The following is a 21186-nucleotide window of genomic DNA, read 5'->3' as shown; positions in this document are numbered from 1 at the left end:
GAGGATATGAACACAAATCTTAGTATTCTGAAAATTCTGAATTTCAGGCTAGATTTTGCCGATGCGATTCAAAGCATGATACTGCATACATCGGCAATCCACACTGCAATCCCCATCAGCGATCGCGTTAGAATCCGAGGAAAATAACGTGAGTGTCAAAATCAATGGTGTTATTTGGATTTGGGAAAAAATCAGCGATGCCGTCGCAGAGTGAGGCTTTAAAAGGGCGATCGGAAAAGATGCCCGTTCCTGAGAAGCACTTTGTCAATGGTCATCCTTTGCAAGCGCCGTTTCCCGCAGGTCTGGAAACCGCCGTTTTCGGATTAGGATGCTTCTGGGGTGCAGAACGCAAATTCTGGCAGCAAGAAGGCGTTTACACAACCGCCGTCGGGTATGCAGCCGGATACACGCCGAATCCAACTTATCAAGAAGTGTGTTCTGGCATGACTGGACATAATGAAGTCGTTCTCGTCGTCTATGACCCGAAAAAAATCAGCTACGAGCAACTTCTGAAGGTCTTCTGGGAAAGCCATGATCCGACTCAGGGAATGCGCCAAGGCAATGATGCGGGAACGCAATATCGATCGGGCATTTATGTCTATTCGGATGAGCAGCGTCAGTTCGCCGAGGCTTCTCTGAAAACCTATCAGGCGGAACTGGCGAAAGCAGGCTACAAAGCCATCACGACCGAAATTCTGGACGCACCAGAGTTTTACTACGCAGAAGCTTATCATCAGCAATATTTGGCTAAAAATCCCAATGGCTACTGTGGCTTAGGTGGTACAAAAGTCTGCTATCCCGGTGCGTGATCTGCATCTTGTTGAGTCGGCTGTGGATCAAGCTCGGTTCGCGCCGACTCAAACGCGGGACAATATCCCTCCGGCGTGACTTTGAAATTAAACAAGGGCGATGCTGGATTCCAACAGCGTTGCCCTCGGAAATGCCGACAGCGAAAACAGCTATCTCTTTCAGCTTCTTCTAACCAAATCGACGATCGATCTTGATTCATCAATTCTCGCTGATTCAATCCCCGCAAGATTAAATCCTGTCCTTGCCAACGCGCTTCGATTAATCCAGTGTCAGACAGCGATCGCCAGCGCGGATCAGCCGTAATTGCCTCGGGTAAAGAGACGATGACTTCTGTTGCCAGTTCTGTAATTTCTCCTTCGTAAGTTGTCTCCGGCAAGACAGGCTGTAAGAATGTTTCTCCGATCGGTAACTCAACGAGCGTGCCGGATGCAGGACAATGCAGATGGTAGCGATTGTGCAACTCATCGAGTCCTGTTAAATCTGTCAAATAGCTCGGATTTCCGTGGACGAAAATTACGTGTTGAGGGCGCAGATTGTGAATAAATTGCGTCGTGCTTGCGCCATCACAATGCTGTGCGAGCAGGTAGGTTTCGACTGCATAGTTCTGAGGAATGTTAAAGACAGATCCTTCAAGGTTCTGCGGTAGTAAAGTGAGCCAACGTTCTGGCTGATCGTCAAAGAACTCATCCCAATTGACTGAGAAATCGGTCAGCACAATGCACGGAGACGCGCTGACCGTCGATCGCTGTTCTGGATGCAATCGTCGCACTCTCGGACGCACGCGATCGTCCCAAAACAAAGACTGATGACGCGCAAAGTTTTGCACAGAAGCAGGCAGATGAGGCAGCAAATCTAAATACGCATCACAGCCCGCCGCGACCATGCCATCGACCCAAATATCGAGATCCCGCCCTGTAAACGAATGATGGCTTCTGAGCAACATCAGCAACTCTTGCCCCAATCCAATCATCGGAGTGGGCAGTAAAACAGAATGTCGATCGCTTAATGCTCGGCTGATTCTTTCTGCAAGTTGATTTTCCTGCTGTCGTCGATGGGGAAATCGAGCCGTGCCGTAAGTTCCTTCAATAATCACGACATCGGGATGCAATCCGCGTAATTCTTCCAGGCGCAGTCCTTCTACTAATCGAGAATTCGACAGGAAAAAATCTCCGGTATAGAGAACACTGCAAGGACGTTCTCCCGTACTCGGCGCATAGGTTAATAAAATCGCTGCTGCTCCTGGCAGATGTCCCGCCGGAAACAGTTCAGCCGTCAGACCATCTTGAAACTCAACTGGCGATCGCCAAGGCAAAGCCTGGACAAATTGCGGCACTTTGTCCGCCTCATCCATCCAGTTGAGCGGCAACAGTTGAGTGGTTGCTTCGCTGGCGTAAATTGGCAGTTTGGGAAACGATCGATATAAGGCAAGCAAGCCTTGAGCATGATCAGGATGGGCATGGCTGCAGAGAACCACGTCTGCCGGGAGCGGGGCTGCACTATCAGAGAGCGCGGAAATATCGGGGAGTCCGCAATCCAGCAAAATCCGATAGGGACCCATCCGAACTAAGAGTGCGACTCCCTCGTCGCCATGTCCCGCACCGTAGGGAAAACAGTCCAGTTGCGTCACGAATTCACCCTAAAACGATTCAGAATTCGGCGGAGAGAAGGCGGAATTCCGAGAACGGATTGGGCAACTCAGAATTCTGCTTTCTGGAGATTAGTGTGCGGAACCATTGCCGTGATAGTTATCGGTATCATAAAACCCATTGCGCGTGCCAAAGAACAGACAAGCGACGGTAAATACGACGCTGAGAACTAGTAAGACGAGTTTTACATCCATAATCGCTTACAACCTTTTGAATCTTTTATTTATGAGTGTACAGGAGCAACAATACAAAGTGATGCTACGAACTGTGAACGATTTTAGAGCCAGATTGCTGAAAGTTTATCAAATCACAGATTAATCACAGATTTACCCAAGGAGAGACTATTGCGGTTTAATCAATTGTCCGCGATCGGTAAATCGGACTGATTTAATTTTCAGGGCTGGATTTTGCGTGAGCGTGCGTCGCACACTGCCAAATAAAGCAAGTTGTTCGCAGTTCGCAAGCGTGGTTAAGGATTTTCGTGCATTTGGAACCGGACGGAAATCGACGGTCGCCACTCTAGATTTGACTTTAACGCGATATCCTGCAACATCCAAACTTTCACTGTTTGCTTTTTCTAAAGTTTGAGCGATCGCTTGAGTCACGGGCTGACTCGCAGGAACGGTTGCCTTGGTCGTTTTGAATTTATTGCATTCGCTATCAATCTGATAGATGTTGATCGTCAGCGTCTTTCCTTTCGTTGTGGGTTTAGCAACCGGAGAAGCTGCAACTGGGGAAGGAGATATTTCGAGTTTGATCGGGTCGGGCGATCGACAGCTACTCAGTGTCAGCAATACGGCACCCAAGAGAAATAGATTGCGCATCATCGTCGTATGATTTTCCTGTTTTTGCTTCCGTACTTGGAAAGAGAAACTATACCAATCTCGGTAGAGCATCGTGCTGCGTCTCTTTCGACTAAAGATAGGATTTTCTATCTTATGCGCTTGTACAGATTGTGAAATTGCTGTTTCAGGGGTAGCATAAGCGTAGCAATGCCTGCAACTGGTATTGATGTTGATTTTTTTTAATTTCATGGACGACGTCCATTTAGGCAACACAACACGCATTTCCTAGCCTGGTTACCCTCTGAGGTCTTCCAGCGCGCGGAAGATTATGGAGGGAAAGTTAGATGCTGACTCAAGACAGTCGGGCAACGCTCGATCGTATCTCGGATCTCAATCGCTTAAAGTTAGAGCTAAACGAACTGCCTGCGATCGATGTAGGCGACTATATTTCTGACCTGGCTCCTGAACAACGAGCCATTACATTTCGCTTATTAAATAAAACTCAGGCAACGGATGTCTTCGAGTATTTGCCACCGGATGTGCGCGAATCGCTGATCGGTTCGCTGCACAATATCCAGGTTTGTCAAATTGTCGAATCGATGCGTCCTGACGATCGCGCAGAATTATTTGATGAATTGCCTGCGGGGATTGTCAAACGGCTTGTTCAACAACTGAGTCCAGAAGAACGGCAGGCGACGGCAACAATTTTGGGGTACGCCGAGGGGACAGCAGGTCGGGTGATGACGACCGAGTATGTCCGCTTGCGAGAAGGACTGACGGTGGGCGAGGCGTTGAGTAAGATTCGACTCGCTGACCGAGATAAGGAAACGATTTACTACGCTTACGTCACGGATAATAACCGCAAGCTGAAGCAGGTGGTTTCGCTGCGACAATTATTATTTTCGATCCCGGATGCCAGAATTGAGGACATTGGCAGCGATCGTGTGATCAAAGCCCGGACTGAAATGCAGCAAGAAGAAGTCGCGCAGTTAATGAAGCGCTATGACTTGCTAGCGGTTCCGGTTGTCGATCGCGAAGATCGTCTAGTTGGAATTATCACGGTCGATGATGTCGTCGATATTCTCGAACAAGAAGCAACCGAGGATATCCAAAAACTTGGCGGTGGCGGTGGCGATGAGTCTTCGCTGTCGCTGCCGATCGATAAACTTCGCAATCGGTTGCCTTGGTTGTTAGGAATTATGGCGCTTTATATTGGAGCGTCGAGTGCAATCGCGCCGTTTCAAACGACGATCGCGGCTGTTCCAGTTTTGGCGGTGATTATGCCTTTGTTCTCGAATACGGGCGGAACGGTCGGAATTCAGGCGTTGACGGTGACGATTCGATCGCTCGGCGTTGGAGAAGTATCTTCAAAAGATACGATGAAAATTCTGCGAAAAGAATTGATTGCAGGAGTTGGAACGGCATTGGCGCTGGGATTGACGATGTTATTGCTGTCGTTGATTTGGACAAAGCCGGAGGAACGGTGGGTTGGATTTGTAGCGGGCTTTGTGATGGCATCAAATAGCATTGTTGCTGTGACGTTGGGAACGCTGCTACCGATGGGCTTGAAGCGATTGAACCTTGATCCAGCGTTGGTGAGTGGCCCATTGGTGACGACATTGCTCGATACGATCGGCTTTATTACCTTCCTGACTCTGATTACATTCAGTTTGAATGTGTTGAAGCTTGGAGTTTAAAGGCTTTGAAAGCATTCAAGCAGTTGTTCTCGTGAAAATAAAAACTTCCCATGCGACGATCCGTTCTCTTTCAAGAAATTTTGAATGCAATTCATTCATCTGTACATGCCAGCTAAAAATCAACGCTTCCGTCTAAAGCAAATCATCGTTTTGCAAAAACAGTGTTGCACATTTGGGCAAATTAATTTGTTCAAAAAAATCGGATGCTCTTCATGATGACGTATCATTAGGACGCTTTTTGATTGTCGAGTGTCAGTCATGTCTTGGAATCGTCGCCACGTTTTATCGCTTGCCGATTTTTCGGTTGAAGAATATAACACTGTTTTGCAGACTGCAAGTAGTTTTCGAGAAGTGTTGACTCGTCGTACTAAAAAGGTTCCGACGCTGCAAGGTCAAGTCGTGGCAAATTTGTTTTTTGAACCTTCGACTCGAACTCGCAGTAGTTTTGAACTTGCAGCGAAACGTCTGTCAGCTGATACATTGAACTTTGCTGCGAGTACTTCTTCGATTACCAAAGGAGAAACCATTCTCGATACAGCTAAAACATATTTAGCAATGGGAACGGACATGATGGTGATTCGGCATAAAGAAGCCGGAGTGCCACAAGCGATCGCTGATGAAATGGATCGCTTAAATGTCAAAGTCGGCGTACTCAACGCAGGTGACGGACAACATGAACATCCGTCTCAAGCCTTGCTCGATCTGTTTACGATTTGTTCGTTGATGGATGTCGAAAAACCGCGATCGACATTACTCGAAGGCAAAAAAATTGCGATCGTGGGCGATATCTTGCATTCTCGGGTGGCTCGATCCAACATTTGGAGCTTGACTGCTAGTGGAGCAGAAGTTCACTTAGCTGCGCCCCCGACATTGCTGCCAAAAGAGTTCGCGGATTTTGTTAAAACAAGCAATCCAGAAATTTCTCGAAAATTGTTCATTCATTGGACATTAGAGCCTGCGCTAATTGATGCAGATTTTGTCATGACATTGCGCTTGCAAAAAGAACGAATGACCAGCCATCTGTTGCCGAGTTTGCGCGAGTATCATCAACAGTTTGGGATCACGCGCGATCGCTTAAAGCTGTGTAATCCAGACGTGAGAGTGCTGCATCCCGGCCCGGTGAATCGAGGCGTTGAGATCAGTTCGGATTTGATGGATGATCCGGTGCTGAGTTTGATTTCGCAGCAGGTAACGAGTGGGGTAGCGGTGCGGATGGCGTTGTTGTATTTGATGGGAGGGGGGAAGGTTGGGTAGAAGATTTGGGGACTCCCCACTTCGTCCCCAAATCCCTATACACTAAGAACTGTAAAGTTGAGCGATCGCTAAATTTCATGAGTTCTACCGACTACGACGTAATTGTGATTGGGTCTGGCATTGGCGGATTAGTCACCGCTTCCCAACTCGCGGCAAAAGGAGCAAATGTTTTAGTCTTAGAACGGTATTTGATTCCGGGTGGGAGTGCTGGATACTTCGATCGCGATAGTGGATATCGCTTTGATGTCGGTGCATCCATGATTTTTGGATTTGGCGATAAAGGCACAACCAATTTACTGACTCGGGCATTGGATGGGGTCGGAATGTCGATCGAAACAATTCCTGATCCGGTACAAGTTCACTATCATTTGCCCGATGGGTTAGATCTCAAAGTTCACAAAGACTATGAGAAGTTTCTCCAAGAATTGATCGCTTACTTTCCCCATGAAGAGAAAGGCATTCGGCAGTTTTATGATGAATGCTGGAAAGTGTTTAACTGTCTCAATGTCATGGAGCTACTCTCGCTTGAAGAATTGGGATACTTGACGCGAGTGTTTTTCCAGCATCCTTTTGCTTGTTTAGGGTTAGTTAAGTACTTGCCGCAGAATGCTGGAGATATTGCCCGCCGATACATTCACGATCCGCAATTGCTGAAGTTCATCGATGCAGAGTGCTATATCTGGTCAGTTGTGCCAGCCGATCGTACGCCGATGATCAATGCGGGCATGGTGTTTAGCGATCGCCATTACGGCGGAATTAACTATCCCAAAGGTGGCGTTGGACAAATCGCGCAGAAGCTAGTTGAAGGGTTAGAAAAGGCGGGTAGTCAGATTAAATACAAGACGCGCGTCACAGAAATTTTGATTGAAAACAATCGCGCAGTCGGCGTGAAACTCGCATCCGGTGAAACATTGCGAGCCAAGAGAGTGGTTTCAAATGCAACACGATGGGATACGTTTGAAAAGTTACTTCCTGCATCGCAAAAGCCCAACTCAGAAACAAAATGGCAACAACGCTATCAACAATCTCCTAGTTTCTTGAGTCTACATTTAGGAGTCAAAGCTGAAGCATTGCCTGCGGATGTAGAATGTCATCACATTTTGCTGGAAACTTGGGATGAAATGGAAGCCGAACAAGGCACAATCTTTGTTTCGATTCCAACCTTGCTTGATCCGAGCTTAGCGCCTGAAGGACATCATATTGTGCATACCTTTACGCCCAGTTGGATGCAGGAATGGGAGAATCTTTCACCCAGTGAATATAAGGCGAAAAAAGAGGCAGCAGCGAATCGATTAATCGATCGCTTAACTCAACTTTTCCCGAATTTAATTCAGGGCTTAGATTACCAAGAAGTCGGAACCCCAAGAACGCATCGACGATTTTTAGGACGGGAGAATGGCACCTATGGTCCGATTCCTGCACGGAAATTGCCTGGATTGCTCGGAATGCCATTTAATCGGACTGCGATCGCCAATCTTTATTGCGTGGGAGATAGTACATTTCCGGGACAAGGCTTAAATGCAGTCGCGTTTTCGGGCTTTGCTTGCGCGCATCGAGTTGCAGTCGATTTGGGGCTTTAATCCTAAGTCATAATGTAAACAATCGTCTTCATTATTAGTGATGTCATGAATGCTTCAGACACAATTAGTACAGAAGTGACGTTGCCGATCAACTTATATCAAGCGATCGCGCATCGGGCACAGGGACAAGGAAAATCTGTCAATAGCGAAATTGTCTCACTGCTTGCTTCCTTGATCGACGATTCATCTCTCGCACAAGAATTTGCGGATTGGGAAGCTGCAAGCGATGAGGATTGGATCAATTTAGACGCAACACTGGCATCTCAGGAAAACTAGATGGCAAGAGGAGACATTCTCCTGGTCAGTCTGCCAGATTCAGATAAGCGAGAAAAAAAAGGCAACCGACCTGCGATCGCAGTACAGACCGATCTTGGAAACTCCCCAATGTTGATGGTTATCCCAATCACATCTTCTTTAGGTGCGCTTCGTTTCTCATTTACGGTAGAAATCAAGCCGTCGAAGCAGAATGGGTTGACCTTACCGTCAGTCGCAATGGTTTTCCAAATGCGGGCAATCGATCGAAAACGCATCATCCGCAAGATTGGACAGCTAGAGTCAGAATATCTGGTGCAAGTTGATGCAGCAATTTGGCAGATGTTGAAGCCTGTACAACCTGATGAATCTTGAACCGCGATCGCGAATCTTTACTGTGTACGAGATAGCACATTTTCGGGACAAGGTTTAAATGCAGTGGCATTCTCGGGGTTTGCCTGCGCGCATCGAGTTGCTGTTGATTTGGGGCTTTAGCCTTTCCAGACTCGCGATGAGCCGCGATACCGCATTTTTCGACGCGCACCTAAGTTCCGCATCACATGCGGCATATCCACTTGATGACCTAAGATAATCACGGCATCGCCTTCATGCAAGAAAGTAGACTGAGACGGATGCGTCACCGTTGTCCCGTCCGCTCGTCGCAGCGCCACAATAATCATCGTGCCTTTGCCCCGAAGTTCAATATCCCCGATCGTTGCTCCAATTAGTCCAGACGCTGAATCAATCAGCAATTCATCGACTTGAATATCGAGTTGTCCTAGTAACTCATTCAACGTCGCGCGCTCATCGCCTTGGCTGAAGAAATCGAGTGTCGCTGGATGAGTGATCATATGTGCCATACGGAACGCACTAATTGAAGCCGGAAGCACCACTTGATCCGCGCCTGCTAAACGTAATTTCTTTTCAGTTGAAGGCAATTCACCCCGCGACACAATCATTAATTTGGGATTCAGTTCACGGGCTGTCAACGTAATGAAAACGTTTGCCGCATCATCTGGGAGAACGGTTGTTAGAGCTCTTGCTCGATCGATACCCACTTGATACAGCACAGTGTCATCGGTTGCATTGCCGGTGTAGACCAAATACCCTAACGTTTCGGCTTGCTCAATCCGCTCAGCATTGTTATCAATCACCACAAACGGAACGAGCGAGTCTGTCAGTCTTTTTGCCAGAATTTGACCCATACGCCCAAAGCCGCAAATAATCACATGGTCTTTCAAACCTTCGATCGTGCGCGTCATACGTCGTTTTCCTAAAAGCTGGTTGATTTCGCCTTCTGTAATCATCTGCACAAATCCTCCAACCGCATATACGGCTGAAGATGTGCCACTAATGATCACCAAAATGGTAAAGACCTTCAGAGCGGGTGTATTAATCGGTTGCACTTCCCCGAAGCCCACCCCAAACACCGTAATCACAACCATATAGATCGCATCGAGCGGCGACCAGCCCGCTAAAATATAGCCGCCTGTTGCCGCCAAAACTGTGATGAGAAAGAAGATGACTCCCGTGAGAATTCGCCTGAGTGGGGATTGCATGATGACGATTCAACAAGATTGGATGCTTATCTTCGCAGATCGATCGCGCTTTTGAATGTTCGCTATATATCTGCTCGATCGCCTGCCTGGATTTTAAACATTTCCACTGAGGATTGCAGTTCTTCAGCTACACCAACCGTTTGCCGCAATGCATCTGAAACTCGCAGCGAAGAATCAGATGTGCGATTTGACACTTCGGCAACTTCTTGAATCAAGCTCGTGACTGAGCGAGAAGTCATCGCTTGAGCTGCCATCGTTTCCGAAATCGATTTCACGAGCTGATCCATCTGTTGAGAGACTTGAACCACATGCAGCAAGCTCTGCTTCGCATTGCGGGCAGAATGAGCGCTTTCGACGGCTTGAGTTGCACCATGCGTCATCGTGCTTACAACTTCACCCGTTTGCTGTTGGATCGTTTCAATAATGGCAGCAATTTCGCGAGTTGCATTTGCTGATCGAGAGGCTAATTCTGCAATTTCATTTGCCACAATGCTGAATCCTCGTCCGTGTTCGCCAGCGCGAGTTGCTTCAATACTGGCATTAATGGCGAGTAAATCCGTTTGAGTTGCTAAATCATTAATCAGCGATACGACTCGTCCAATGTGTTGAGACGATTCGCCGAGTTGTTTGACTTTGCGCGTCGCATCTTCAACGGTTGCTCTGAGGCTGTAAATGCTGGTCACGGTTGAATCCATGATCGTTTCGCCAGATTCAGCCGCGATCGCAGCTTGTTCGGCAGAGATCGCAGCTTTTTGCGCCCGTTCTGCTACAGCTTGCATGGCTTGCGTCATTTGCTCAACCGAATCTAACGTCCGAATTGTTTCCTGAGCTTGCTGTCTCGCTTGCACGGCAAGCTGTTCGACTTCGCCTTCGTTTTGGCTGAGCAGGTCATTCACTTGTGCAGACGATTGTTTGACTTTGACAACGATCGTGCGGAGATTTTCGACGATCGCATTAAAGAAGTCTGCGACGATACCTAAATCACCAGCATTCGTATTGGCATGCACGGTCAAATCTCCGGCGGAAACGTTTTGCACTTCGCCTAAGAGTTGAATGATTTGCCGCTGTAAGGAATCTTTGCGAGTTTCGGCATCTTGTAGCGCGCGTTGGTGCTCTTGAAGCAGATTTGCTTGATCGAGCGCGTAACCGATTTGTGTCACCAGTTGAGACAGGAAATTGACCTCAGATTGTTGCCACTTGTGCGGGGAATTACACATCTGAGCACACACTAATCCTGTAACTTGCTCATTCTGCTTGAGCGGGACGATCAGTTCAGCTTTTGTATTCAGGGTTGCGGCTTGCTGTCTGTACGTATCGTTGGGTTCTGCAGCTGAGTTCTGAATCACCCAAGGTGACTGGAACTGATATTGCTCAATGCGTTGCAGTCCTAGGGGATCTTGAATGGATTGATGGATGACACTAAAGCTTTCATTGCCGATCGATTCATTCGAGATCAGCGCATCAAGCGTTTCCGGATTTTGGAATTGATACACAATCACACGATCGAGCTTGAGAAAATTCCGAGTTTCAGTGATTGCCGTTTGCAAAATCTGAGCAGCATTCAACGATCGCCGCATTCGCACCGTAATCTCACTCAAGGCTCTGGCTTCTCGGGTCTGTTCTTCTTGACGCGAAACTTCCGTTTCGAGCGCACTTTCCGAAGACCGAATGCTATCCGCCATGTGATTAAACGCCATCGCCAGTTTCCCGACTTCATCTTTCGCATAGATTTCGGCTCGGACTGTGCGATCCCCGTCCGCAAATGCTTCTGTCGTTTGCTGAAGGTTCTGAATCGGTTTGACGACCATGCGACGGAACAGAGCCGTCCAAGCCACGATCGTCACGAATGCCAGCGCAAACGCCATGCCTTGTTGCTGCATACTCTCCCAGAGCAATTGATTCAAAGCGCCTTCAGGAGTTCCCCGGACAATCAGCGCAGTGGGTTGATCCGCATTGATGCGAACGGCTCGCTCTGGGGTTTCGATAATTCGATTTGGCAAAGCTTTGACCGCGACAGTATGCATTTGTCCATTAATCTCAAGTCGTTGAGTCACAGTTTCTCCGTTGGTCGCGATCGCGGATTGGAGAATCGCAGGATCAGCCAGTGCGACATCAATTTGAGACTGTTGGGAATCGTCTTTTGTGAGTGAGGTAGCTAAGCTAAAGTTACCATCTGCGCGGCGTAGATAAATCGCACTATAGCCGCCACCAAATGAATTGAGGGTATTTTCAACGATCGGGAGTTTGCGATTGGCAATGTCTCCAAAAATCAGCACGCCGAGAACGTTCTCGTTATCAGGATCACGGACGGGCGTGACGACATAGCGAATTAAAGCATCTTGAGGTTTGAATCCGTCTGGAAGCGGTGGAGCTTCTTTGCTGAGTTCGTCTCCACTGACGATTTCGTTGGCTTTGATTTGATTGCCGTCTTTGAGAACTTGCTGAATCAGGGCGACGAGTTTGGGTGAAGTGATCGTTTCCTTCGATCGCGAATTATTGGCACTGGCAATGATGCGTAAATCCTTGCCGACGAGCGTGGCATATTCCATGCGGCGGGCTTTGACTTCGTTTTGCAAAATCTTTTGCAAGTCCGCAGGTGGAGCTTGATTGTTTTGATGATTTTTAGTCGCTGCGATCACGGCGGAATTGTCAGATTGCCCCCGAGAGCCGAATCCCATCTGATTGACTTTGATGTTGTAGTTCGTTTCCGTGACCGCGAGTTCGGATTTGGCTTGAGACAGCAGTTGAGTTCTCAAACTGTTGGTGAGCACGAAGGTCGAGCCAATCCCAAATCCCACCATGGGAATGAATTCACACAGCGTTAAGGCGAGAAGTTGTTTGCGCCCGATTGGTAAGTTGTAGAACCAGTTGATCCAAGCAGGACGAGATTTTGGAGATTGAGAACTAGGACGGCGACTGTCTAACATAGGTGCGAGTATTTCGGCAATTGAATATTAAAGGAGATCTGGGTATTTTGAGTGTGTTTTTTGCACTGAGTTTTTCCGTATGGAAAACTTTGAATGCATCAGGATTCGCTGAATTTTATGCTGTAGCATTCGGTGTTGTCTTGCTCGCCATCTATGAAACGCAATCTGATTATTCTGAGTGTCGGATTTTCTCTACTGTGTAATTTCAATACTTCTGCACACGCAGTTCCGGGTAATTCTGTGCAAACCGTGAAAAATTGGGCGAAACAACATTCGCTTTTATCGCCGTTAGGTCGAGGGATTGCTGAGTTAAGTGGGTTGCCATTCTATACGAGTCAAGCCACGCTATCTAATGGTACGGTTGTGTTTTCGATGAGTCCGGATCGTCAAGATAAAATTTCGCAAAGAGAAACAATCGCATTCGCTACGGCTGAGCCGTTTGCTGGATTTACTCGGCAAAATTTGGATTTGATTCGCCGGATTTATAGCAGTGCGATCGCCAATGATTTTCGAGCCTCGCAATATATCGCGAAGGTTGACTATCATTCAGTAGAAAATCGATATTTTCGCGGCAAGCAGTTTGGATATCGCACGACTGCCTTCAAAGAAGCAAATGACGGGCGAAAGTTTTATCATTTCACGATACTGCCTCTAGAAAGCTTGAATGGTACGATTCAAGGCGATCGCCAATGCCGTCAACAAAGTCAGTTTGGATGTGAATAGTCCATGTTCGATCGCCAATTTGCGCAAGTTCTAGAAACCATGCCTGCGGTACTCGCAACCGTGATTCAAACCCAAGGTTCTGTTCCGCGTGAAGTGGGTGCAAAGATGCTGATTTGTGCAGATGGTCGCATTTTGGGAACGATTGGGGGCGGTGCAGGGGAAGCGAAAGTGATTCAGCAAGCTCGCGCCATTCTCGAAACAGGTCGTAAACAATGGGTTGAGATCGATCTGACAGGTGCACCAAACCGAGAAACTCAAGGAATCTGTGGTGGCATGATGCGAGTTTGGTTAGAACGCTGGCAAGGTGAGCGATCGCTTTCTCTAGTTCGTCAAATGATGACGATGCTGGAATCGGGACAGGCAGTATCGATCGTGACTCCTTTTGACGATCGCTTTCCTTATTTGTCGCAAGACTGCCCGGAGCAAGCCTTTATCGAAACGCTGCACCCTGCACCAACGCTGCTGATTGTCGGAGCGGGTCACTGCGGTATTCAGTTGGCAAAGGTTGCAGATTTGGTTGGATTTCAGGTAATTGTGCAAGACGATCGAGCAGAGTGGGCAAATGCAGAGTTGTATCCGCAGGCAAGAGTTGCTCATTGTGCGATCGAGCAAGTTGTCGATGAACTTGCGAATCACACGGAACTCTATGCAGCTTTAGTAACACGCGGTTATCAGTACGACCTTGCTGCATTAAAAGCTTTATTGAATCGAAAATTGCCTTGCCGCTATTTGGGCATGATCGGCAGCGAGAAGCGAGTGAGAAAGGTTTATCAGACGTTGGAGATTGACCCGGAGAAATTACGATCGATTTACGCACCGATTGGATTAGAGATTGGAGCCTTAACGCCAGAAGAAATTGCCGTGAGTATCTGTGCAGAGTTGATTATGGTGCGACGGGGAGGAACAGGTCGATCGCTGTCAGAAAGATTGAGAACGGCAAACAGCAGCGGCGGCAGATAGCCTTAAACTCAGCATCAGTATCTTTCGTCTGTCCGTCACCGCGAACGATTAACCCTCAGTAAAACCTCACTGCTCAATACGCTCTAATTCTTCACGAACAACTCTACGTAGGGTTTCTTCTAAAGGCTCATGGCTCTGTTGAATGTGCTGGCGTAAAGCTTCGTTAATCATCGTTTGATAATTCCCTCCGCCTGCACTGTGAGCTTGTTCACGAAACCATGTTAAAACCTCGTCATCTAATCGAATGGTGATCCGAGTTTTTCCTGCTGGTGTTGGGTCGATCGCCCCTCGTTTCCCCTGGCTAAAATCGTATTCAGCTTCCATAATTATCCTTCCTCATACTGCTGCCGTTCTTGCCGAGTCGCTCTGCGAGCCGAGATAACCCGGATTTCATCGTCCCGCAAGGTGTAGACAACCACCAAAACTCTTCCAAATGCATCGACACCGATCGTGACAAATCGCTCTTCGTCAAACCGCTCATCTGGAATAGTGATTGCCAGATCATCCGAGAAAACGGATACTGCATCAGCGAAGTCAATACCATGCTTGCGAAGATTGGCTGCTGCCTTGTCTCTATTCCATTGGTAAACCATCTCAATTATAGTATGTACAAGTGTGCATACTACTAGGGGCTTAGCTCTATTACCTCTGCTGACTTGGGAAATTAAGCATCCCAAGTTGTATTAAATTGATTTTTCAGCACTTGGGATCTTCCCAAACATGCAACTCTATCCAAGAGCCACATTCATTCCAACTTTCTTTTATGCCTCAAGTCTCCCTAGCGACCCTAGTTACCTCCGTTCGGGCTGGAACTCATCTTGCTAGCTTCCCGACCGATACCGTCCCTGCACTCGCTGCCAAACCCGATCGAGCCGATCTCATCTTCACCGCTAAACAACGCAGTCTCGACAAACCGCTGATTCTGATGGCAAGTGAGATCGACGAACTCTGGCAATACGTCAAAGGCAGCGATCGAGAACTTGAAATCTGGAACGAAACTGCCCAAAAATATTTACCCGGAGCCTTAACGCTCGTTTTACCATCGAGCGATCGTGTTCCAGCCATTATGAATCCCACTGATCCCACGACGATCGGTGTAAGAGTTCCGAATCATACGCTGGCGCGACAGATTTTGGCACAAACTGGGGCATTAGCGACAACAAGCGCTAATCGTTCTGGACAGCCCGCTTTACTGTCAATGGATGCGATCGCAACCGAATTTCCAGACGTGCTTATGTTGCCGATTGAATCAGCAGAACCTTTATCTGGCACACCTTCAACGGTCGTGAAATGGACGGGAGAAGACTGGGCAGTCTTGAGACAAGGGGCAGTCAAACTGTGACGATCGCACAATGATGCGGCTGAGATTCGACTGAACTGCACATGACAAAAGACCGATTGAGGTTCTACCTATTTCTCGATACAGTAGATCCACGCATTCTGCTTATTTCTCAACTCAGACTTGACTTCAGGGCGCTTGATCTCAGGGTTTACTCTCACAGCCTTTCAGCCTGATTGTCTTATGTTAAACGTGTCACCCGCGGATCATGACTCGATCGACGAGACTCCGCTTCATGAAAGTCCCTCTCTGCCGCCGATTCGATCTCTGGAGCGTCTCAGCCTTGATCCGCCTCCTGTCAATCCGTGGCGCTATGTTAAGACGGTCAATCGGCGGCGCTATCGAGCAGAGCCGTTTGATCATGCTGCCCCGATTTCGCCTCTGCGCGATCAAGATCTTGCCATTATGTCAAGTTGGTTCGATCGCATTGACATGAACGAAGTTGAACGGGATATCGACTATCATTTGGCGCTGCTTTATCCAGAGCCACCGTGGGAAGATAGCCTCGATCTCAACTTCTTGCAAGACCACCTTTGACACAGAATTTCATAAAGTTTAGTTGAAAAATGCGGCATTCTTTAAAGTCCGATGCGACTATTGAGAGGCTTGCAACCCTTTAAGAAAATGCTGGATTTAAACTTACTATTTGAACTCTCTAGAGCAAATTGTGTCGGGATTTGCGCGGTGCTGGTTCCCACCAATTTGTTGCTCACTGGTTTGACCTTGACGCTGACAGGTCTAGGTCGCCCCACTCGCCAAGTTTTAATTGCTGCTGGTTTTGCATCGCTATTTTCAGGGGTCATGGTGTTGCATGTGCTCACCTGGTTTTTAGTGGGTGTCGTGATGATGCCGACTTATATTTTGTTGAGTCTTGGCAGTCTCTGTCTGATCACGAATTTGGTTGCGGTTTTCCAACGAAAACAGGTTGAAAGCTTCCTGCGATCGCTTGTGAGAATTTGCACTAAAGTAGATCAGCCCGCCAGTATCAAATTCAATGACTGATTTGCCAAACGATCGAATTGATCCGACTGAACTCGACGAAGAATGGATACCGGACAGCGATCCAACCCCTCACGATATTGAGGATCGCCGTCCGGTTCGTCGTCAAGTCGATCCGGATAGTCCGATCATTATGGTCGAAACTGCATTTATGGCGAGTGCTGCCAGTTTAGTCTGGCTGGTGAATACCTATTTCCCAATGGGGCCAATTTTGCAGATCTTTTTCCCCATTCCGATCGCGTTAATTTATCTACGTTGGGGAAGTCGGGCAGCTTGGATGGGATGCGCGATCGCAGCTTTATTACTCTCAGTTTTATTGGCTCCGGTCAGAAGTATTCAATATGTAATGCCCTATGGATTTTTGGGCGTTTTACTGGGTGCGCTGTGGTATCGCCGGGTGACTTGGTATGTCTCGATTCCGCTCGGCACGCTGCTCGGCGTATTGGGATCGTTTTTCCGAATTTGGTTAGTATCGCTGCTGCTTGGCGATGATCTGTGGCTTTACAGTACAGCTCAGATTACGAACTTTCTCGATTGGATTTTTACGCTGGTAGGCTTGATGGTTCAGCCTTCCTTAGCGTTGGTTCAAGCGTTTGTCTTTGTATCTATTCTGTTAGTCAATACGATATATCTCTCGGTCGTTCATCTCGTAGCATGGCTACTATTGGATCGCTTAGACTCTCCGATTCCCCGTCCGCCGAACTGGGTGCAAGTGCTATTTGACAATGATTGATGCACTCGCGATTTATACAGAAGTCGATCGAGCAAAGGCTTGGATCGCTCGGCATCAGGGGAAAAAGCCTCATTTTGCTTGCATTTTAGGATTTACGGACACGGGATTAATTCCAGGAATTTCTGCTGCGGGTGCAACGCCGCACGATCGCCAATTTACAGCGATCGCCGATGCCGAATTTCTCGTCAATGGCATTCAACCGAATCCTGAATTTCCGCTGCCACCTTTACATGTGGGAATTTCTCCCGTTTTTATTTCTCGCGCAGTGATTGAGGCTTTGAAGATTCCGGTGACTGTTTTGAATGCGGGATTACCGCGATCGCCTGCAATTCTAGCCGTAGATTTAGGCGGTGCTCCTGCTCGATGTGTGAGTACTGGAAACGCGATCGATCTGCAAATAGTGCATCACTTATTCAACCAAGGCTTGAAATGGGGCGAAAAGCTAGCACAAAGTGCAGACTATCTAGTTTTAGGAGAATGTGTCGTCGGTGGCACAACGACGGCTCTCGCTGTGCTGACGGGCTTAGGAATCGATGCGATCGGAAAAATCAACAGCAGTCACCCAGTTTGCAATCACACGCAGAAATGGGAACTCGTGCAGCAAGGACTGAGACAATCACACTGTGATTCGGTGGGTGATCCGTTTGCAGTCGTTGCTGCAGTTGGTGATCCGATGCAAATTGTCGTAGCAGGAATGACGATCGCAGCCAGCCGAATCTGTGGCGTATTGCTGGCAGGCGGCACGCAGATGTTAGCCGTTTATGCGTTAGCAGAAGCGCTTGTGCAAACCAAAGCGATCGTGTGGAATCCAGAGCAAATTCTCATCGGCACAACGCGCTGGGTTGCAGAAGATCCGACCGGGGATACTATTGGATTAGCAAAAACTTTGCAAAATGTCTCTCTAATTGCGACTCGATTAAGCTTTGCAGAGTCGCGATGGAAAGCCCTGCAAATGTATGAACAAGGCTTTGTCAAAGAAGGTGTAGGAGCGGGTGGATGCGCGATCGCAGCAACGGTCTTCCAGAGCTGGGGACAGGCTGAATTATTAGCCGCGATCGAACACCTTATTGAACAGAGAAACCAACAGATTGAATAGAGCCAATCTATTCGATTGAGTTATGAACACATCGATACATTCATCAACTCACTTCTTTGGGCTAGTGAATGCGCTGTGCCAAAAGTTGTTCTTCTAACGCTGCAATGCGATTGTAAGCAGCCGTCAACTGAGCCGTCAGGCGTTGAATTTGGATCTCTGGCGAGAGAGATTTTTCGCCAGTTTGAGAAGTAGATTCAACCGTGTGATCATCCGATAAAACATCCTTGTGTTCGAGCGAAGCATTGCCAGAACGCGCATAGGAATAGCTAAACCGACTATTCGAGGTTCCAAAGCTCGATCGACTGATTCCCTGATTGTTGTCAGATCGAATTTCAGTCAGCGCTTGTGTGACGTTTGACCCTAAATTTTCGATGATCTGATGCAGGGAATCAACCTTGCTATTGAGAGCGTTAATTTGAATTTGGATAGTATCCATTGTTAACCTGTTACCCCTACTTTTCTACGACCTATAGTAGTCATGAATTTCAATTGAACTTGGTTATTCCTGAATCATTTAACGTTTCGTGGCGATTCAAAATGTAGCGAAATATTCACATGAGCAGTTACTTTAATCCGAGTCTCTAAGTGTAAAGTAAATCTAAAGCAAAGCTAAAATCTAAAGCAAAAATAAACCCCGAAATCCTAGACTTCATGAGGCTTTCGTGAAATCCTAACCACATGAAAAACGGTGAAATTTCTTTCGCGAATTTGAAGTTAAAATTCGGGCTATTCTCGACAGAAATCCTTTCAATTCTTGGCAGCTTTCAATTGGAAGGTCAATGGAACTTGTATCGCTAAGGTCACAGCTCTAACTAACATAAAAGTCGTCAATCCAAGCCAGAGTAAATGGCTCGATCGTAGAACTGTAGCGAATACTGCAATTGGCAAAAATCCAACGAATGTCGCCCAAAGTGAGGAGATTCTTAAACTTCGTCCGGCAGTTAATCCTAAGAAATATCCATCTAATAAATAAGCAATTGCTCCAAATCCTAAGACAGGTAAGAGCCAGCCTGTAAAGTGCTGAATTTCGCCCAGAATGGATTGATGATTGGTGAGTAACTGAAATAAAGCGGTTGGAAATGTAATAAAGACGATCGCGAACAAAATGCCAACGCTGACACAATGAATGCCGGCGATTTTCAGCAAGCGGATTAAGTGCGATCGCGATTGATAATACGTTCCGGCAAGTGTTTCTGTCGCAAAAGCAAATCCATCAATGAAATAAGCCGAAAACGTGACAACCTGAAGCAGCAACGTATTAACAGTTAAAACCGTGGTTCCCAAGGTCGAGCTGACATTCGTGAAGATGGCAAACGTTGAAATCAGTGCCAATGTCCGAATCAGCAAATCGCGATTTAGGGTAAAGATGGCTTTGAGTTCAGTCCGATCGAATAATTGCGCGATCGCAACTTGTCCAAAGATGTCTCGACTCATGAACAAACCGACGCATAGCATCAAATACTGAGCCAAAGCGGTTGATGCGCCTGCTCCAGTGCTTGCCCAGCCCCATTTGACGACAAATAGATAGTCTAAAGTGACATTTGCAATGTTGCTCACCGCAGACAAGAGCAGAACTTTCCCACTTTGCGATCGCCCTAAAAACCACCCGATCAAGACAAAGTTCACTAAGGTCGCAGGCGCACCCCAAATCAGTGCATTGTAGAAAGCCTGCCCCGATGCTTTGACTTCTGGAGTCGCGCTGAGAAGGGCAAACCCGAGCGTTTGCAGAGGAGTTTGAAAGATCAGAATCAAGATGCCAATTGCGATCGCAATTCCGCCATTACGCAGCGCAATCATTCTGACCGCTTCTGGATCATTGCGCCCGATCGCCTGTGCGGTCATCCCGGTCGTTCCCATGCGGAGAAATCCGAACGTCCAGTACAAATAGTTAAAAATTACAGTCGCGATCGCGACTCCTGCCAAGTGACGAATTTCAGTCAAATGTCCAAGAAATGCCACATCGAGCAGGCCCGCGATCGGAACGAGCAGATTCGAGATGATATTGACGATCGCGAGTTGTAAGAAACGGTGTAATAGATTCGACGGATAAGAAGACATCATTCAGCAATGACGAGATGAATCGAAAATCCTCTCTGAATGAAATTTGCTAAGGCATTCATGCAGCGGTCTATCCATCATAAGCACCAAGAGCCATGAACCTAAAAAAGCTGCGGCGCTACCTCAAGCAGGATATCCCGCCTGTACAACGCCACAGCTTCAATTGGCAAATCCGCAAACCAGAATTTAGACTCGTGCTAAGGTCACCCGTTCAACTTGATCTTGATATTTACCGCGTCGATCGTCATAACTCACCGCACAGGGCAACCCTTCTAAGAACAGCAATTGCACAATGCCTTCATTGGCATAAATCCGACAATCTGCACTCGACGAATTCGAGAACTCAAGCGTCAAATGCCCTCTCCAGCCTGCTTCTGCCGGAGTCAAATTCGCAATCAATCCAATCCGCGCATAAGTCGATTTGCCAATACAAATTACCGTCACATTATCCGGCACTTCCAACCGCTCCAACGCCACACCCAACCCATAAGAATGAGCAGGCAAAATAAAGAAGCTTCCATTCTCATCGTGATGCAAGGGGGCAGGTTCCAGATTTGCATCGCTAAAATTCTTCGGATCAACCACCGTTCCTGGAATGTGCTTAAAGATCCGAAACTCAGAAGCCGACAAGCGCAAATCATATCCGTAACTGCTCAACCCGTACGAAATCACAGGCAGCCCTTCAGCACGGCGTACAAGCTGAGGCTCAAAAGGTGTAATCATGCCCTCTTGTGCCATCTGCGAAATCCAGGTGTCGTTCTTGATCAT

Annotated in this window: 23 protein-coding genes; 13 read left to right on the top strand and 10 right to left on the bottom strand. The window is 47.5% G+C overall.

The genetic code is table 11. From position 1 onward, the window contains the following. The first annotated feature begins 164 nt into the window (after positions 1 to 164). A complete protein-coding gene (gene msrA / locus LEPBO_RS0111495) occupies positions 165 to 809 on the top strand; it encodes a peptide-methionine (S)-S-oxide reductase MsrA (RefSeq protein WP_017287715.1) in 645 nt (214 codons plus the stop codon). Here the strand turns inward: msrA and LEPBO_RS36845 are convergent. From LEPBO_RS36845 to LEPBO_RS40000, 3 genes are all read right to left on the bottom strand, one after another. After that, on the bottom strand, positions 794 to 2437 hold the full coding sequence (locus tag LEPBO_RS36845; RefSeq protein WP_017287714.1) for an MBL fold metallo-hydrolase: 1644 nt from the start codon (positions 2435 to 2437) through the stop codon (positions 794 to 796). The two genes, msrA and LEPBO_RS36845, sit on opposite strands and share 16 nt — an antisense overlap. A 90-nt stretch (positions 2438 to 2527) precedes the next feature. Next, a complete protein-coding gene (locus LEPBO_RS44405) occupies positions 2528 to 2650 on the bottom strand; it encodes a hypothetical protein (protein WP_036044547.1) in 123 nt (40 codons plus the stop codon). 147 nt (positions 2651 to 2797) lie between these two features. Further along, a complete protein-coding gene (locus tag LEPBO_RS40000; RefSeq protein ID WP_144056188.1) occupies positions 2798 to 3283 on the bottom strand; it encodes a GerMN domain-containing protein in 486 nt (161 codons plus the stop codon). A gap of 302 nt (positions 3284 to 3585) precedes the next feature. Between LEPBO_RS40000 and mgtE the strand changes: the two genes are divergently transcribed. The 5 genes from mgtE (at position 3586) to LEPBO_RS36830 (ending at position 8399) form a co-directional block, all read left to right on the top strand. After that, positions 3586 to 4938 (top strand): magnesium transporter, encoded by a 1353-nt coding sequence (gene mgtE, locus LEPBO_RS0111480; protein ID WP_017287712.1) that lies wholly within the window; start codon positions 3586 to 3588, stop codon positions 4936 to 4938. Positions 4939 to 5196: 258 nt separating this feature from the next. Then, positions 5197 to 6192, top strand: a complete 996-nt coding sequence (locus LEPBO_RS0111475) for an aspartate carbamoyltransferase catalytic subunit (RefSeq protein ID WP_017287711.1) — start codon at positions 5197 to 5199, stop codon at positions 6190 to 6192. A gap of 77 nt (positions 6193 to 6269) precedes the next feature. After that, positions 6270 to 7772 (top strand): carotenoid isomerase, encoded by a 1503-nt coding sequence (crtH, locus tag LEPBO_RS0111470; protein WP_017287710.1) that lies wholly within the window; start codon positions 6270 to 6272, stop codon positions 7770 to 7772. Positions 7773 to 7817: 45 nt separating this feature from the next. Then, positions 7818 to 8048, top strand: a complete 231-nt coding sequence (locus LEPBO_RS0111465; RefSeq protein ID WP_017287709.1) for an Arc family DNA-binding protein — start codon at positions 7818 to 7820, stop codon at positions 8046 to 8048. Continuing rightward, positions 8049 to 8399 (top strand): type II toxin-antitoxin system PemK/MazF family toxin, encoded by a 351-nt coding sequence (locus tag LEPBO_RS36830; protein ID WP_017287708.1) that lies wholly within the window; start codon positions 8049 to 8051, stop codon positions 8397 to 8399. A gap of 116 nt (positions 8400 to 8515) precedes the next feature. Here the strand turns inward: LEPBO_RS36830 and LEPBO_RS0111455 are convergent, their stop codons facing one another. Together LEPBO_RS0111455 and LEPBO_RS36825 are read right to left on the bottom strand one after the other, a co-directional pair. After that, positions 8516 to 9583 carry a potassium channel family protein gene (locus tag LEPBO_RS0111455; protein ID WP_017287707.1) on the bottom strand — a complete coding sequence of 356 codons (1068 nt, stop codon included), beginning with the start codon at positions 9581 to 9583 and terminating at the stop codon, positions 8516 to 8518. Between the two features lie 62 nt (positions 9584 to 9645). Continuing rightward, entirely contained in the window at positions 9646 to 12510 is a 2865-nt protein-coding gene (locus LEPBO_RS36825; RefSeq protein ID WP_017287706.1) for a methyl-accepting chemotaxis protein, read from the bottom strand. A 153-nt stretch (positions 12511 to 12663) separates the two neighbouring features. Between LEPBO_RS36825 and LEPBO_RS0111440 the strand changes: the two genes are divergently transcribed. Both LEPBO_RS0111440 and LEPBO_RS0111435 read left to right on the top strand, forming a co-directional pair. Further along, entirely contained in the window at positions 12664 to 13233 is a 570-nt protein-coding gene (locus LEPBO_RS0111440; RefSeq protein ID WP_144056187.1) for a hypothetical protein, read from the top strand. A 3-nt stretch (positions 13234 to 13236) separates the two neighbouring features. Then, on the top strand, positions 13237 to 14193 hold the full coding sequence (locus LEPBO_RS0111435) for an XdhC family protein (RefSeq protein ID WP_017287703.1): 957 nt from the start codon (positions 13237 to 13239) through the stop codon (positions 14191 to 14193). A gap of 66 nt (positions 14194 to 14259) precedes the next feature. Here the strand turns inward: LEPBO_RS0111435 and LEPBO_RS0111430 are convergent, their stop codons facing one another. Together LEPBO_RS0111430 and LEPBO_RS0111425 are read right to left on the bottom strand one after the other, a co-directional pair. Further along, positions 14260 to 14517, bottom strand: coding sequence for a BrnA antitoxin family protein (locus LEPBO_RS0111430; RefSeq protein ID WP_017287702.1), 258 nt, complete (start codon positions 14515 to 14517; stop codon positions 14260 to 14262). Positions 14518 to 14519: 2 nt separating this feature from the next. Further along, on the bottom strand, positions 14520 to 14786 hold the full coding sequence (locus tag LEPBO_RS0111425; protein WP_017287701.1) for a BrnT family toxin: 267 nt from the start codon (positions 14784 to 14786) through the stop codon (positions 14520 to 14522). Positions 14787 to 14956: 170 nt separating this feature from the next. Here LEPBO_RS0111425 and LEPBO_RS0111420 point away from each other — a divergent pair, with 170 nt between their 5' ends. From LEPBO_RS0111420 to cobT, 5 genes are all read left to right on the top strand, one after another. Continuing rightward, complete coding sequence (locus LEPBO_RS0111420; protein ID WP_017287700.1) at positions 14957 to 15535, top strand: L-threonylcarbamoyladenylate synthase; 579 nt, start codon at positions 14957 to 14959, stop codon at positions 15533 to 15535. Between the two features lie 180 nt (positions 15536 to 15715). Continuing rightward, complete coding sequence (locus LEPBO_RS36820; protein ID WP_017287699.1) at positions 15716 to 16069, top strand: hypothetical protein; 354 nt, start codon at positions 15716 to 15718, stop codon at positions 16067 to 16069. Positions 16070 to 16156: 87 nt separating this feature from the next. Next, complete coding sequence (locus tag LEPBO_RS36815; protein ID WP_051077856.1) at positions 16157 to 16534, top strand: hypothetical protein; 378 nt, start codon at positions 16157 to 16159, stop codon at positions 16532 to 16534. Continuing rightward, entirely contained in the window at positions 16527 to 17264 is a 738-nt protein-coding gene (locus tag LEPBO_RS0111405) for a DUF2232 domain-containing protein (RefSeq protein ID WP_017287697.1), read from the top strand. Before LEPBO_RS36815 ends, LEPBO_RS0111405 begins: the two co-directional genes overlap by 8 nt. Further along, the gene (gene cobT / locus LEPBO_RS0111400) at positions 17257 to 18360 is read left to right on the top strand and encodes a nicotinate mononucleotide-dependent phosphoribosyltransferase CobT (protein WP_017287696.1); all 1104 of its coding nucleotides are present in this window, start codon (positions 17257 to 17259) and stop codon (positions 18358 to 18360) included. The genes LEPBO_RS0111405 and cobT overlap by 8 nt, the downstream gene beginning before the upstream one ends. Before the next feature lie 61 nt (positions 18361 to 18421). Here the strand turns inward: cobT and LEPBO_RS0111395 are convergent, their stop codons facing one another. From LEPBO_RS0111395 to dcd, 3 genes are all read right to left on the bottom strand, one after another. Then, positions 18422 to 18796 carry a hypothetical protein gene (locus tag LEPBO_RS0111395; RefSeq protein ID WP_017287695.1) on the bottom strand — a complete coding sequence of 125 codons (375 nt, stop codon included), beginning with the start codon at positions 18794 to 18796 and terminating at the stop codon, positions 18422 to 18424. Positions 18797 to 19107: 311 nt separating this feature from the next. Beyond that, complete coding sequence (gene gntT / locus LEPBO_RS0111390; protein WP_026148569.1) at positions 19108 to 20421, bottom strand: guanitoxin biosynthesis MATE family efflux transporter GntT; 1314 nt, start codon at positions 20419 to 20421, stop codon at positions 19108 to 19110. Between the two features lie 183 nt (positions 20422 to 20604). After that, positions 20605 to 21186, bottom strand: coding sequence for a dCTP deaminase (gene dcd, locus LEPBO_RS0111385; RefSeq protein ID WP_017287693.1), 582 nt, complete (start codon positions 21184 to 21186; stop codon positions 20605 to 20607).

This window comes from Leptolyngbya boryana PCC 6306 (genome assembly GCF_000353285.1).
GTDB classification, from domain to species: Bacteria; Cyanobacteriota; Cyanobacteriia; order Leptolyngbyales; family Leptolyngbyaceae; genus Leptolyngbya; species Leptolyngbya boryana.
Note: the sequence above shows the minus strand (reverse complement) of the source record. Positions and strands in the feature narration are given on the sequence as shown.